Source organism: Chromobacterium subtsugae (assembly GCF_001676875.1).
Taxonomy (GTDB): Bacteria; Pseudomonadota; Gammaproteobacteria; order Burkholderiales; family Chromobacteriaceae; genus Chromobacterium; species Chromobacterium subtsugae.
In genome coordinates this window covers 16,225-29,625 of sequence record NZ_JYKA01000025.1, presented here as the reverse complement: position 1 = coordinate 29,625, position 13,401 = coordinate 16,225, and the positions used below count along the sequence as shown (strand labels likewise).

At 64.5% G+C, this 13,401-nt stretch carries 14 protein-coding genes; 2 read left to right on the top strand and 12 right to left on the bottom strand.

Annotated elements, in window-relative coordinates:
• Positions 1-41 precede the first annotated feature (41 nt).
• From flgJ to flgB, 9 genes are all read right to left on the bottom strand, one after another.
• Positions 42-1,004 carry a flagellar assembly peptidoglycan hydrolase FlgJ gene (gene flgJ, locus MY55_RS20625; protein ID WP_047237891.1) on the bottom strand — a complete coding sequence of 321 codons (963 nt, stop codon included), beginning with the start codon at positions 1,002-1,004 and terminating at the stop codon, positions 42-44.
• A 61-nt stretch (positions 1,005-1,065) separates the two neighbouring features.
• Entirely contained in the window at positions 1,066-2,163 is a 1,098-nt protein-coding gene (locus tag MY55_RS20620; RefSeq protein WP_043581150.1) for a flagellar basal body P-ring protein FlgI, read from the bottom strand.
• 26 nt (positions 2,164-2,189) lie between these two features.
• Positions 2,190-2,873, bottom strand: a complete 684-nt coding sequence (locus tag MY55_RS20615) for a flagellar basal body L-ring protein FlgH (protein ID WP_047257564.1) — start codon at positions 2,871-2,873, stop codon at positions 2,190-2,192.
• 43 nt (positions 2,874-2,916) lie between these two features.
• Positions 2,917-3,699 carry a flagellar basal-body rod protein FlgG gene (gene flgG / locus MY55_RS20610; protein WP_043581144.1) on the bottom strand — a complete coding sequence of 261 codons (783 nt, stop codon included), beginning with the start codon at positions 3,697-3,699 and terminating at the stop codon, positions 2,917-2,919.
• 32 nt (positions 3,700-3,731) lie between these two features.
• Positions 3,732-4,475, bottom strand: coding sequence for a flagellar basal body rod protein FlgF (locus tag MY55_RS20605; protein ID WP_043581142.1), 744 nt, complete (start codon positions 4,473-4,475; stop codon positions 3,732-3,734).
• Between the two features lie 19 nt (positions 4,476-4,494).
• A complete protein-coding gene (gene flgE / locus MY55_RS20600; protein ID WP_043581140.1) occupies positions 4,495-5,733 on the bottom strand; it encodes a flagellar hook protein FlgE in 1,239 nt (412 codons plus the stop codon).
• Between the two features lie 42 nt (positions 5,734-5,775).
• Complete coding sequence (locus tag MY55_RS20595) at positions 5,776-6,507, bottom strand: flagellar hook assembly protein FlgD (RefSeq protein WP_167595314.1); 732 nt, start codon at positions 6,505-6,507, stop codon at positions 5,776-5,778.
• A 23-nt stretch (positions 6,508-6,530) separates the two neighbouring features.
• Positions 6,531-6,941 (bottom strand): flagellar basal body rod protein FlgC, encoded by a 411-nt coding sequence (flgC, locus tag MY55_RS20590; RefSeq protein ID WP_043581138.1) that lies wholly within the window; start codon positions 6,939-6,941, stop codon positions 6,531-6,533.
• A 6-nt stretch (positions 6,942-6,947) separates the two neighbouring features.
• Positions 6,948-7,358 (bottom strand): flagellar basal body rod protein FlgB, encoded by a 411-nt coding sequence (gene flgB / locus MY55_RS20585; protein ID WP_043581136.1) that lies wholly within the window; start codon positions 7,356-7,358, stop codon positions 6,948-6,950.
• A gap of 257 nt (positions 7,359-7,615) precedes the next feature.
• Between flgB and MY55_RS20580 the strand changes: the two genes are divergently transcribed.
• Positions 7,616-8,413: a response regulator gene (locus tag MY55_RS20580; RefSeq protein ID WP_047257565.1), complete on the top strand. Its 798-nt coding sequence runs from the start codon at positions 7,616-7,618 to the stop codon at positions 8,411-8,413.
• A 3-nt stretch (positions 8,414-8,416) separates the two neighbouring features.
• Here the strand turns inward: MY55_RS20580 and MY55_RS20575 are convergent, their stop codons facing one another.
• Positions 8,417-9,244 (bottom strand): hypothetical protein, encoded by an 828-nt coding sequence (locus tag MY55_RS20575; RefSeq protein WP_043581131.1) that lies wholly within the window; start codon positions 9,242-9,244, stop codon positions 8,417-8,419.
• Positions 9,245-9,316: 72 nt separating this feature from the next.
• Entirely contained in the window at positions 9,317-10,900 is a 1,584-nt protein-coding gene (locus tag MY55_RS20570) for an EAL domain-containing protein (RefSeq protein WP_155419469.1), read from the bottom strand.
• Between the two features lie 521 nt (positions 10,901-11,421).
• On the opposite strand from MY55_RS20570, the gene MY55_RS20565 reads away from it, so the two are divergent.
• A complete protein-coding gene (locus MY55_RS20565; RefSeq protein WP_080509442.1) occupies positions 11,422-12,750 on the top strand; it encodes a DEAD/DEAH box helicase in 1,329 nt (442 codons plus the stop codon).
• A gap of 63 nt (positions 12,751-12,813) precedes the next feature.
• Here MY55_RS20565 and MY55_RS20560 read toward each other — a convergent pair whose 3' ends face one another.
• Positions 12,814-13,401: a hypothetical protein gene (locus MY55_RS20560; RefSeq protein ID WP_146008334.1), complete on the bottom strand. Its 588-nt coding sequence runs from the start codon at positions 13,399-13,401 to the stop codon at positions 12,814-12,816.

Genomic DNA, 13,401 nt, shown 5'->3' with positions numbered 1-13,401 from the left:
ACAATTCTTCATCTCTATCGGCCGACTCTGCCAAAACTTGATCAAGTTTTGGCCACTTGTTGCGCCAGGCTGGCGGCGACATCCACCAGTTTGCGCGCGTAGCGCGGATCGGTGGCATAGCCGCCCGACTGCAGGCCCTGCGCGAAACCGTACATGTTCTGCCCCTGGTTCAACACGTTCTTGTAGCGCGACGAGCCTTTGAGCACCTTGGCGTAATCGCTGAACGCATCGGCGTAGGAGTCGTAGGAACGGAAGGTTTCCATCCGCTTTTGCGCTACGCCGCCGCTGTATTCGGTAGTCATGATAGTGGTGGTCTTGCCCTGCCAGTCGGAACCCGCCTTGATGCCGAAAAGATTATGGCTGTCCGAGCCGTCGCTGTTGCGGATGGCGCGCTTGCCCCAGCCGCTTTCCAGCGCCGCATGCGCCACCACGCACTCCGGCGCCACTCCCAGCTGCTGCGCCGCGGCGCGGGCATGCGGCAGCAGGCTGCTGGCGAAGGCGCGGCCGCCGCCGACCGGCGTGGCAGCCGTCGGCGAGTCCGCCACGGCCGCGCCGGATGCGCCCTGGGCGCTGCGGTAAGCTTGCTGCATGCGCTGGCCGATGGGCTGAACCGGCGACCACTGGCCGGCGACCGGGCGGCTGTTCAACGCGTGCGTCTGGCCTTCGTCGGGGCTGAAGCCGGATTGCCTGGCGATCTGGCGGTAAATCATGTCGCCCAGGCCCAGGCCGCCGTTGGCGCTCATCGCCTGCACCATCTGCTGGTCCGCCATGCTGCGATAGGTATCCATGCCGTTCGACTCTTCCGAATCGTCGAACTTGGTCTCGCGCATGGTTTTCAGCATGGTGTTCATCAACAGCGCCTCGAACTGCGACGCGGTTTCGCGCGCCGCGGCTTTGGGGTCGCTGCTGGCCTTGGCCTTCAGGCTGCGCATGTGGCTGGGGTCGATCGCGAGCTGGCGGCTAAGCGCGTCCTGCGGCGCGACGGCTTGGAATTTGGCGGTCATCAATTACTCCTTGAGCCGCAAAAAGCAATAATCATGCCACCACGCCGTAACCCACGCAGGCTCAGATGATTTGCAGGTCCGCCTTCAGCGAGCCGGCCGATTTCATCGCCTGCAGAATGGAAATCAGGTCTTGCGGCGTCGCCCCCAGCGCATTGAGCGCGTTGACCACCTGCGACAGATTGGCGCCCCCCTTCAGGCCCACCACCTTGCCGCCGGTGCTGTTGATCACGATATCCGCCTGATTGGTGACCGTGGTCTTGCCGCCTGAGAGCGAGTTGGGCTGGCTGACTTGCGGCGTGTTGGTGACCGTCACCGACAGGTTGCCGTGCGACACCGCGCAGGACGACAGCGTCACCGCCTGGTTCATCACGATGGAGCCGGTGCGGGCGTTGATGATGACCAGAGGGGAAACATCTGCCGGGTCGACGGCAATATTTTCCATCCGCGACAGGAATTGCACCCGCTGGTTGCTGTCGAACGGCGCCCTCACTTCGATCAGCCGGCCATCCACCGCGCGGGCGGTGTCGGCACCGAAGGTTTTGTTGATCGCCTGCACCGCGCGGTTGGCGGTGGTGAAATCCGCCTCCTGCAGCTCCAGATGGATGAATTCGCCGTCGCCCAGCGCGGTTTGCACCTCGCGCTCCACCGTGGCGCCGGCCGGAATTCGGCCCACGCTCAACTGGTTGATCTGAGTGGAGCTGCCGCCGGCGGACGCGCCCGCGCCGCCGACCACCACATTGCCCTGGGCCATCGCATAGATCTGGCCGTCGGCGCCCTTCAGCGGCGACAACAGCAAAGTGCCGCCGCGCAGGCTCTTGGCGTCGCCTATCGACGACGCCGTCACGTCTATCATCTGCCCGCGCTTGGAGAAGGCCGGCAGCGTGGCGGTCAGCGACACCGCCGCCACGTTCTTCGGGTCTATCTTGGTGCCGGGCGGCACCTGCACGCCAAGCTGATTGAGCATATTGATCATCGCCTGGCCGGTGAACGGCGAGGAAGTGACCTTGTCGCCACTGCCGTCCAGGCCGACCACCAGGCCGTAGCCTATCAACTGGTTGGGCCGCACGCCGCCGATATTGGCGATATCCTTCAAGCGCTGCGCCGACAAGGCCGGCAGGGACGCCAGCAACAGACAGGCCAGCACGATCCATTTCTTCATCATTCCACCCCTATGCCGGGCGCCGATCAGATCGGCAGCAGCGACATGAAAATCTTCGACAACCAACCCGGCTCATTGTATAGGCGGTTGTTGCCCTTGGTCTGCTGTTCGACGCGCGCGTCGGCTATCTTCAGCGAGGACACGGTGCGGTCCGGCGCGATGTCGCGCGGATTGACCACGCCGGACAGGCGGATGGATTCGGTATCGCTGTTGATCCGCACCTGCTTCTCGCCGCTGACCTCCAGATTGCCGTTGGCCAGCACGTCGATCACAGTGACAGTGATGGAGCTGACGAAGCTGGTGGCCACCTGGTTGTTGCCCTTGCCGGTATTGTTGGCCGAGCCGGAGCTGTTGAAGTTGGTGCCGCCCAGGCCGCCGGCCAGGCCGCTTGGCAGGAACGGTATCTTGACGCCGGCGGTGATGTTGGACGTTAGCGCCGAAGTCCGGGTGTCGGTGGTCTGCTCGGACGCCGAAGTCGAGGAGTTTTCCTGGATCATCACCTGCAAGGTGTCACCCACCTGGACCGGCATGCCGTCCTGGAACAGCGGCCGATAGCTGGCCGCCTGGAAAATGGCGCCATTGGCGGGAATGCCCATCGCCCGCGGCTGCGGCTTCGCCGTCGTCGGCGTCTGCACCAGCGGCGGTTCCTGCACCGCACAGCCCGCCAGCGCCAACAGCGCCACGGCCAGCATCACCAGATTGGTTTTCATCGCCATTCCTCCCTTCGGCCCGGCGGCCGCCGGCGCCCATTCATTACATATTGCTCAGTTTCTGCAGCATCTGGTCGGCGGTGGTCACCGCGCGCGAGTTCATTTCGAACGAACGCTGGGCAGTGATCATATTGACCAGTTCTTCAGTCACATTGACGTTGGACGACTCCAGAAAACCGGACTTGATCGCGCCGCGGCTGTCGGTTTGCGGATTGCCGTCCTGCGGATCGCCGGAAGCGGCGGTCTGCAGATACAGGTTGCTGCCCAAGCTTTGCAGGCCCTGCGGATTGATGAAAGTCGTCAGCTGGATGGTGCCGGCGGTCTGCGGCGCGGTGGCGCCGGCCAGCGTGTACTGCACCACCCCGGCGCTGGACACCGTGATCTGCTGCGCGGTGGCCGGGATATTGATGTTGGGATTCAGCGGCAGGCCGTCCGGATTGACCACGTCGCCGTTCGAGTTGCGCTGGAACTGGCCGTTGCGGGTGTAGGCGGTGGTGCCGTCCGGCTGCAGGATGCGGAAGAAACCGTCGCCGTCGATTTCCAGATCCAGCGGCTGGCCGGTTTGCTGCGGACTGCCCTGGCTGAAAATGCGCGACGAAGCCACCGCCGCCGCGCCGGTGCCGATCTGCAGGCCGGTGGGATTGGTATTGCCATTGGCCAGCTGGCCGCCCGGCTGGCGCAGCGTCTGGTAGTACAGATCCTCGAACACGCCGCGGCTGCCCTTGAAGCCTATGGTGTTGACGTTGGCCAGGTTGTTGGACACCACGTCCAGCTGAAACTGGCTGGCGTCCATGCCGGTCTTGGCGATATACAGTGCGCGCATCATGGCGAGTTACCTTGCTTGTTCTATGGCCGCGGTCAGCTGGTGACCGACAACAATTGCGCCGCCTGCTGGTCATCCTGCTGGGCGGTCTGCATCATTTTGATATTGAGTTCGTACTGGCGGCCGTGCGAAATCATCTGCACCAGCGCGTCCACCGAGTTGACGTTGGACGATTCCAGCGTCTCCGGCACCAGCTTCACGTCGGCGCTGGCCGGAGCGGTGCCGCCGCCGTTGACGTGATACAGCCGGTCTTCGCCCTTGTACATGTCTTTGGGGCCAGGATTGATCATCTTGATCTGGCCCACCAGCTGCGGGGTGCGGTTGGTTCCGGACAGCGGAATGGCCAGCACCGAACCGTCCGCGCCCAGCTGCACCTGCGAGCCGGCCGGCACCGTGATCGGGCCGCCGTCGCCCATGATGGGCAGGCCGGTGCGGGTGCGCATCAGGCCGTTGGCGTCCAGCGCATAGCCGCCGTCGCGGGTATAAGCCTCCTGCCCGTCCGGCCCCTGCACCGCGAAAAAGCCGGGCGAGCCCAGCGCGAAATCAGCCGGGTTGCCGGTGTGCTGCAGGCTGCCCTGGCTGGCGTCGAAGCCTATGGTGTTGTCCACCACGTAGGTGCGCGTCGGCGCGCCGTCCCCCACCACCGGCAGCGCCCGGAACGCCGCCAAGTCCGCCTTGAAGGCGTTGGTGTTGACGTTGGCCAGGTTGTTGGCGGTGGTGGCCTGCTGCCACATTTCATGCTTGGCGCCGGTCATGGCCAGAAACAACACTTTATCCATGCTTCAGTCTCTACCTGGATTAGATGTTCAGCAGGGTCTGAATCAGGGTGTCCTGGGTTTTCACGGTCTGCGCGTTGGCCTGGTAGTAGCGCTGCGCGGTGATCATGTTCACCAGTTCGTTGGTCAGATTGACGTTGGAGTCCTCCACCTGGCCGGCCGACAGCGTGCCGGTATTGCCGGAGCCCGGCGCGTTGACGGTGGCCGGACCGGAGGTGCCGGTCTGCGTCCACAGATTGCCGCCGGTGTCTTGCAGGCCCTGCGGATTGATGAAGTTGGCGAGCGCCACCTGACCGATGGTTTTGGTCTGGCTATTGGAGAAGCTAGCCTGGATCAAACCGTTGGCGGAAATATTGATGGTCTGCAGCGTGCCCGGGGCGGAGCCGTCCTGGGTCACCGGGCTGGTGAAGAAGTTCTGCGCGATCTGGGTGGAATGCGCGAAATTCACCGCCACGGTCTGCGGCGCCGCGGAGCCGTTGGCCGAAGGCGGCGTGAAGGTCACATTGAACGGCGTGTTGGTGGTCAGGTTGCCGTTGGTGTCGAAGCTCAGCGTGAAGGTGCTGGGCGCCGTCGCCGCCGCGCCGTCGACATAGGCGTTCACCGTCCAGGTATTGCCCGCGCCGGCCACCGGCGTATTCAGCGAGTAATAGAACGTCATCTGGTGCGAATTGCCCAGGCTGTCATACACCGTCTGGTTATTGGTCCAGTTGTAGGACGACGGCTGCGCCGGATTGTTGATCGGCGCGGTGGTCGGCGGCGTGGACGCGGAATTCAGCAGCACCGCCATATTCATCTTGCTGGTGGCCGTCGGCGGAATGGAGGTATTGGTCAGTTGCAGATTGCCGACCGGCCCCTGCGAGATCGCGCCTTGCGCGTTGGCGGTCCAGCCTTGCAGGTAGTTGCCGGCGGTGCTAACGATGTAGCCCTGGTTGTTCACCTGGAACTGGCCGTTGCGGCTGTAGGCCTGGGTGCCGTTGGGCAGGCCCATGATGAAGAAGCCAGAGTTATTGATAGCCAAGTCCAGGCTGCGGCCGGTAGTCTCCAGATTGCCGCTGCCCATATTCTGCGTCACCGCCGACACCTGAGTGCCGATGCCCGGCGTGGTGGAAGTCATGCCGTACAGGCTGTTGCCGTACAAGTCGGCGAATTCGGTACGCGAACTCTTGAAGCCGACGGTATTGGCGTTGGCGACGTTGTTGCCTATGGTGTCCAGCTGCGTGGACGCTGCGTTCAGACCACTCAAGCCTTGCTGAAAGCCCATTTTTCCTACTCCTTAACTTAAGCTTGTTTTCGGCAGAGTGCTTCAGGACATCTGCGCAACACTGGACAACGGAACCTGCGTATTGCCGGACAGCACCAGCATCGGCGTGCCTTGCGCCCAGGACACGGCCTTCACCTGCTGGTTGCTGTAGGCGGTGGCGGTGGTGGTGCCGCCGGCGCTGGCCTGGGTGACCTTGGCGGTAAAGGTGTAATTGCCGGCCGGCAGCGGGTTCTTATTGGAATCGGTGCCATCCCAGCTGAAAGTGTTCAGCCCGGCGCCCGGATTGGTCAGCGGAACCGAATCCACCACGTTGCCGTTCTTGTCCAGCACGCTGATGGTCACCGACGCGGCCGGGCCGCTCAGCACCACGCCGGCCTGCACGGTCTTGCCCGCCGCCGGCGCGGTGAGGGCGTTGCCCGCCACCATCACGTTCTTGCCTATCATGCTGGAGGCCATCAGCGACTGGGTGGAGTTCTGCGCCGTCACCAGCTGCTGCATGGTCTGGTTCAGCGTCTGCAGGCCCGAGACCTGACTGATCTGGGCCATCTGGCTGGTCAACTGGCTGTTGTCCATCGGATTGAGCGGATCCTGCGCGTTCAACTGCGCGGTCAGCAGGGTGAGGAAGTTGTTCTGCAGGGATTGGGCGCTGGCGGCCGCGGTGCCGCTGCCGGTGGACGAGCCGTTGGCCGCCTGGACGGAAGTGCTGCCCGGAGCGGGCTGGTTGTTCAGCGAGTTGTAGTTGAACGGGGAGGTTGCACTGGTAGCGGAGGCCATGGCCGTCATCCTTGCGATAAAATTTACTGACCCAGCTGCAGGGTTTTCTGCAGCAGACTCTTGGCGGTGTTCATCATTTCGACATTGTTCTGATAGGCCCGCGAAGCGGCGATCATGTCGGCCATCTCTTCCACCGGATTGACGTTGGGCATGGTCACATAGCCGCGCTCGTCCGCCAGCGGGTTGCCCGGCTCGTACTTCAGCCGCGGCGGCGATTGATCCTCAACCACCGAAGTGACTCTCACGCCGGCCACCTGCGGCTGCGCCGCGTCCACCGGCACCGCGGTGAACACCACATGCCTGCCCTTGTAGGGCTGACCGGTGGAGCTGGTGGCGCTTTCCGCGTTGGCGAGGTTGCTGGCCACCACGTTGAGCCGCATCGACTGCGCCGACAGCGCCGAGCCGGAGATATTGAACAGATTCGACAGAGACATCTAACCTTAACTCCCGGAACCTTGAATGGCCGAATTCAGACTGCTGATGCGCTTACCGAGGAAGGTCAGCGTGGTCTGGTACTGCAAGGCGTTGTCGGCGAAGGCGCCGCGCTCGACGTCCATGTCCACCGTGTTGCCGTCCAGGCTGGGCTGCACCGCATTGCGGTACTGCATCGGCACGTTGGCGTTGACGCCGCCGGCCTCGCTGGCGAGGTGGCGCGGATCGGTCACCGCCATGGCCAGTTTGCCCTGTTTGTCCTGCTGCGCCTGCAAGGCTGCCTTGAAATCGAAATCCACCGCCTTGTAGTACGGGGTTTCCGCATTGGCGATGTTGCTGCCTATCACCTCGGCGCGATAGGCCTGCAGATTCAGCGCGCGCTGCTGGAAATCGAAATAGTGGGCAATCTTGTCTAGCATGAACAACCTCCTTGCTGGCCATCGATAAAGCACAAAGCGTGCCAGCCCACGCGACGCGCCCAAATCCTTGTTTTAAAAGCCTCTCGCCAATCCCCGGCAAAAACCCCGCCGCACGCCGCGCCGGCAAGCGGCAAAACTTGCCGCCAAGGCCTTCCGCCCGCGCCAGATCAGCTTTGTTGAGGATTTTGCTTGCCCGATGAGAAAAATCGTGCCAAAACCGTCAATAATGCAATAAAGCGCAATGCAGGAGCAGAGGCATGCTGGCTCTAGAACAATTACTGATCTCCCTGGCCGAGCCCTCGCCGGTCCAGGCCCAGATCATCACCAAGGCGCTGGAGGCGCTGGGCGCCGCCCAGATCGAAATCCACCCGAACGGCGAAGAGTTGATCCAGCAGGCGCGCGAGCGCATGCCCAATCTGGTGATCAGCGCCTACCACCTGCCGGACATGACCGGCAGCCAGCTGGTGCAGACGCTGCGCGACAGCCATGACCTGTACGACGTCCCTTTCATCCTGATCTCCAGCGAAACCAAGCAGGAGCGGCTGGAGTCCATCCGCCAGGCCGGCAGTTTGGCCATCCTGCCCAAACCGTTCAGCGAAGAAGAGCTGCACGCCGCCATGCAATCGGTGATGAGCTTCATCAACTGCGACAGCCTGGGCGCGGAAGTGGACGCCGACATGGCGCTGATGAACGTGCTGATCATCGATGACAGCAGCACCTCGCGCCACCACATCCGCCAGGTGCTGGAGAAGCTGGGCTTCGAACACTTTTGCGAGAGCAGCGGCGGCGAGCGGGCGTTGCAGCTGATAGAGCAGGAGGCGTTCCAGCTGATCATCACCGACTATCACATGCCGCAGATAGACGGCATGGAGCTGGCGCGGCGCATCCGCGCCAGCGGCACGCAGGAAGGCGCGCCCATCCTGATGATCACCAGCGACAGCGAGCATGTCGGACAGGCCGAACTGGAAGACGCCGGCATCGCCGCCTGCTGTAGCAAACCCTTCGACATCGACAAGCTGCGCGAACTGGTCCGCCGGCTGCTCAACGAATATTAGCGCTCAGCGCGGCGCCACCCACACCAGGCGCGAATGGCCCTTGTCGCCGCCCAGCGCCTGCCGGCGCCAGTAACCCTGGCTGGAATAGTCCGCTCCGGCAGCCAGATCCGCCGCCTCGCAGAAAGTGATTTCGCCGAAGCCGGCTTTCAGCAGCTGGCTACGCGCCTTTTGCCGGGTCTTGGCGCAGGTCGGATGCCCGGCGGCGGCCACCCATTCGGCCGGCGCCCCGGCTTCCCAACCCTTCACCCGCTCCAGCTTGGGCTGGGTCATCATCGCCAGGCCATTGAGCACCGCCGCCAACAGGCCATGCCATGTCTCGCCCACCTCGGCCAATTGCGGCGCCAGCTCGCCCGGATACTCCACCCGGACCACCTCCACCTGATCGGCGGCCTGCAGCCAGTTGACGCCGTCCGGCGCGAAACCCATCCGCACCAGGGTCAGCAGCAAGGCGCGCCGCTCCGGCTGGTGCGCGACAAAGGCCCCGCCCTCGCCCGGCACATGCAGGAAGAACGCCTCGGCCGGCAAGGCCAGCGTATCCGGCAGATTGCCCGGCTGCCGGGTCTGCCCCAGCGCCAGCGCCAGCGCGTCCCGCAAATGCGACACCACCCGGCCCTGGCGGACGAAATGCCCCCAGGCCTCGGCCAGCGCCAGCTCGCAGCCTATCGCCGACTGCGGAATCTCGAATACCTGCGCCGCGCGCTCCAGCTCACGCCGGATCACATCCTTCATCTGCGCCCTCGCCTCGGCGACCTGCGCTGCCTGGACATATAGCTGGCCCACCCGCTTGGCCCAAGGCCGGGTGGCCGCGTAGCGCTGCACGGCATACTCCATTCCACTGCTTCCTTACAAACAAAAAAGGGCCGCATTGTAACAAACACGGCCCCGCGCCCCAACCCGCCAGCCCTAGCCGCCGCCCCGGTCCGATGCGCGCCGCCCCGTCGGCGAGCGGCGCTGGGCGTGGCGCCGGTCCTCGACAATGCCGGAATACAGCCACTGGCGAAAATGATTGAGCGTCATCGGCTTGCCGAAATAGAAGCCCTGCAGCAGCTCGAAACCCTTCACGTTCAGATAGCTTTGCTGCCCCTGCGTCTCCACGCCCTTGACGATCACCCGCACGCCCATCTCCTCGGATGACAGCGGCAGCCCGTCCAGCACATTGCCGCGCAGGCACTCCTGCCCCAGCGCCGAAACGAAGCCTTTCTCCACCTTCAGGTAATCGAAGCCCCAGCGCTGCAGATAAGCCTTGTCGGCATAGCCGGCACCGAAATCGTCCAACGCCAGCTTCACGCCCAGCAGGCGCAACTCACGAATCACGTCCAGCGCGCCCGACGCCTCGCGCAGCGGCGTCTGCTCTGACACCTCCAGCACCAGCACCGCCTGCTTTTCGTTCAGCATGTCCAGCATTTCGCGGCAATCGTTGACCAGCTCCGGCATGGACAAGTGCTCGCTGGCGATATTGATGCCCACCATGAAGCCCGGCGGCAGCACCACCTGGCGCAGCTCGCCGGCCACCCGCTTCAGCAGGTAGCGGGTGAGCGGCACGATCAGGCCGGCGTCTATCGCGGTCTGGATGAACAAGTCGGAACGGACATTGCCCTGCACCGGATGACGCCAGCGCGCCAGCATTTCCACCCCGACGCACTCGCCGCTGGCCGCGGTGACGATGGGTTGGTAATGGGCGAAGAACTCCTGGTGGCGTATCCCCTCCAGGATTTCCCAATCGCTGGCATTGCGCACTCCGGCGCCGCGCAACAGCCACGCGGCCAGCATGCCTCCCGCCAGCAGCGACAGCAGCAGCGCCTCCAGGCTCGCCGCCCAGCTGCGGCTGGCGAAGGCCCAGACGTCGACGCTTCCCGCCACCGCCATGTCCGCCGCCAGGTTCGCCACCGGGAACGCCGCCTCGCCGGGATGCCCGCCCGCGGGCACGATGGCGCCGTCGGCGGACAAGCGCCCGCCCTCCAGCCTCACCTGCAGATCCACTCCCGCCTCGCGCGCTTGCGACAGCAGCGCCCGCAGCCAGCCGGTTTCCAGCTCCAGCGCCGCCATGCCGCCGCGCAGCACCAGCGTCGCCGCCCCCGCGCCGGAGCGCGCCCACTCCAGCGGCCGCTCGCCGGACAGCGCGTCGGAGCGGGCCTGGTCCGATCCGCACCAGCGGCCATCGGGCAGGCGGCGGATCGCGTAGCGCGCATGCGGCGTCTGCTGGACCAGCGATGTCAATGCCGCGCGCGCGGACAGGCAGGCGGGCGCATCGATCGCCACCGCGCCCGCTCTCGGCAGCGCCGCGCCGGCCGGCGCCAGCTCTGCCGCCAACTGCCGCGCCAGCCACTGCGCGCGCGCCGACAATTCGGCGTCCGCCGCCCACCACTGCAGCGCCAATAGCGCGGCCATGGCCAGCGCGGCGCTGCCGGCCATCGACAGGCCGTACACGACCGCAGGCCGGGCCTGCGCCGCTCGCCCGGACAACCACCGCACCAGATTTCGCATCATGAATGCCCGCCCCGCCATCGCGGCGAACGCCGCGACACGGCCTGCCTATCCGCGCCGAATGGCCGGCCCATCGCCAGGCCCGCCAGCCCGGTAGCCCGGTAGCCCGGTAGCCTTTATATATGTCCAGTGTAGCGGCCGGCGTCCGAATCGCCAGCGCCAGGCGCACCCTCCGTGGACGGACAATCTTTTTTTAAAAAAACCTCATCGGCAAGCCATAAACAATCAAACACTTACCCAGGCTGATTGCGAAAAATAGTTGCAATCGAGCGAAAATTAGCGTACAGTCCGGCCTCTTGCATTTTCACCGGGCAAATCCAAACCTCACGCCTCTTGCCCGAGTGTGTTTTCATCGTCCCTGACCCTTTCCAGGCTTCGTCCAAGCAATAATGTCGCTTTCGACTGGACCGCTGTTCGCCGCTTGCCAGGTTAGTGCCGATGATTTACGGCCCACAGGCGCCGTATAACCGCCACGAAATCTGGCTATAAGTGACGCCGGCATCATCCGGCCTGAAAGGATATACATGAACTTTTCCGATCTGGGCATCGCCCCGACCATCCTGCGCGCTCTGGAAGCTGCCGGCTACACCTCCCCGACCTCGGTTCAAGCCGAAGCCGTTCCGGCCGCCATCGCTGGCCGCGACCTGCTGGTTTCCGCTCAAACCGGCAGCGGCAAGACCGCCGCCTTCCTGCTGCCCGCGCTGACCAAGCTGTCGGAACGCTCCACCGGCAAGGGCCAAGGCCCGCGCGTGCTGGTGCTGACCCCGACCCGCGAACTGGCGCAGCAAGTTGAGAAGAACGCGCTGGAATATGGCAAGGACCTGCGCTGGATGAAGACCGCCTGCCTGGTGGGCGGCTCCTCCTTCGGCTTCCAGATTCGCGCCCTGTCCCGCCCGATCGATCTGATCGTGGCCACTCCGGGCCGCCTGATGGACCACATGCGCTCTGGCCGCATCGACTTCTCCCGCCTGGAAATGCTGGTGCTGGACGAAGCCGACCGCATGCTGGACATGGGCTTCATCGACGATATCGAAGCCATCGTCAAGGCTACGCCGGAAACCCGTCAAACCGTGCTGTTCTCCGCCACGCTGGACGGCATCGTCGGCCGCATGGCTGAAAAAATGACCCGCGATCCGCAGCGCATCGAGATCGCCCGCACCGAAACCTCGGGCGGCACCATCGAAGAGCACCTGCTGTACGCGGACGACCTGAACCACAAGCATCGCCTGCTGGATCACATCCTGAAGGAATCCGGCTTCGACCAGTGCGTGATCTTCTCCGCCACCAAGGCGTATACCGAAGAGCTGGCCGACAAGCTGGCCGACCAGGGCTATTCCGCCGCCTGCCTGCACGGCGACATGCCGCAAAGCTGGCGCAACCGCACCCTGAACGACCTGCGCCGCGGCCGCATCAAGGTATTGGTTGCCACTGACGTGGCCGCCCGCGGCATCGACGTGCCGACCATCACCCACGTGGTGAACTTCGACCTGCCGAAGCAAGCTGAAGACTACGTGCACCGCATCGGCCGTACCGGCCGCGCCGGCCGCGACGGCACCGCCATCACTCTGGCGGAAGCGAAAGAGTCGCACAAGGTGCGCCGCATCGAGCAATACCTGAAGCGTTCCATCACCGAAGGCGTGATCGAAGGCATGGAGCCGACCCGTCGTCCGTCCAAGGGCGGCCCGCGCCGCAACGGCAAGCCGGGCGGCTACGGCGATCGTCGCAACGGCGGCTACCAAGGCCAGCGTCGCGAAGGCGGCTACCAAGGCCAGCGTCGCGAAGGCGGCTACCAGGGCCAACGCCGCGAAGGCGGCTACCAAGGCAACCGCGGTCCGCGCACCAGCGCGCAGTAATCGCGTCAAGCACGAAAAAGCGGCGGGTCATCCCGCCGCTTTTTTCATTGCAGCCCGCCCCGCCTACTTGGCCGCAGGGCAATCCATCGCCGAGCCGCCCATGAACGAGCCATTGGGCACGCCATTGCTGTAAGTGGTGCCGCCCAGCATCAAGCCCTTGTTCGCATGCGCGCCGCCGGCCGGGAACGGTGCCAGGTAGTTGATGCGCGAATTGGCGTTGGCCACCCCGGCGCTGTTATAGCCGAAGGAAACATTGCCGGCGAACACGATCTTGGCCGTCGTCATCACGCTGCCCGCCCCTTGGCCCGGCAGGTGCGACCAACCGCTGATGTCCATTTCCTTGCCGTTGATCACCAAGCTGGTGATGCCGCCGCCCGGCCAGGCCGCTCCGGCCAGGTTGCCCCAGCTGCCGCTGACGGTGAAGCCCACCAAATCGATGTAGCGGGTCACCTGCATGCCGTTCACATTGCCGGAAATCATCAGCTGATTAGGCGTGCTGGCGCCGATGTAGTTGATCGAGCCATTGGTGCCGCGCATGTCGAAACCGCTGTTGATCACCGCGTAAGTGGTGCCGCAATCGTTTATCCCCGCCGAGGCAGCCATGCTCCAGCCCGCCGCCGCCGCCAGCGCCGCCATTTTCCATCCGTTCAT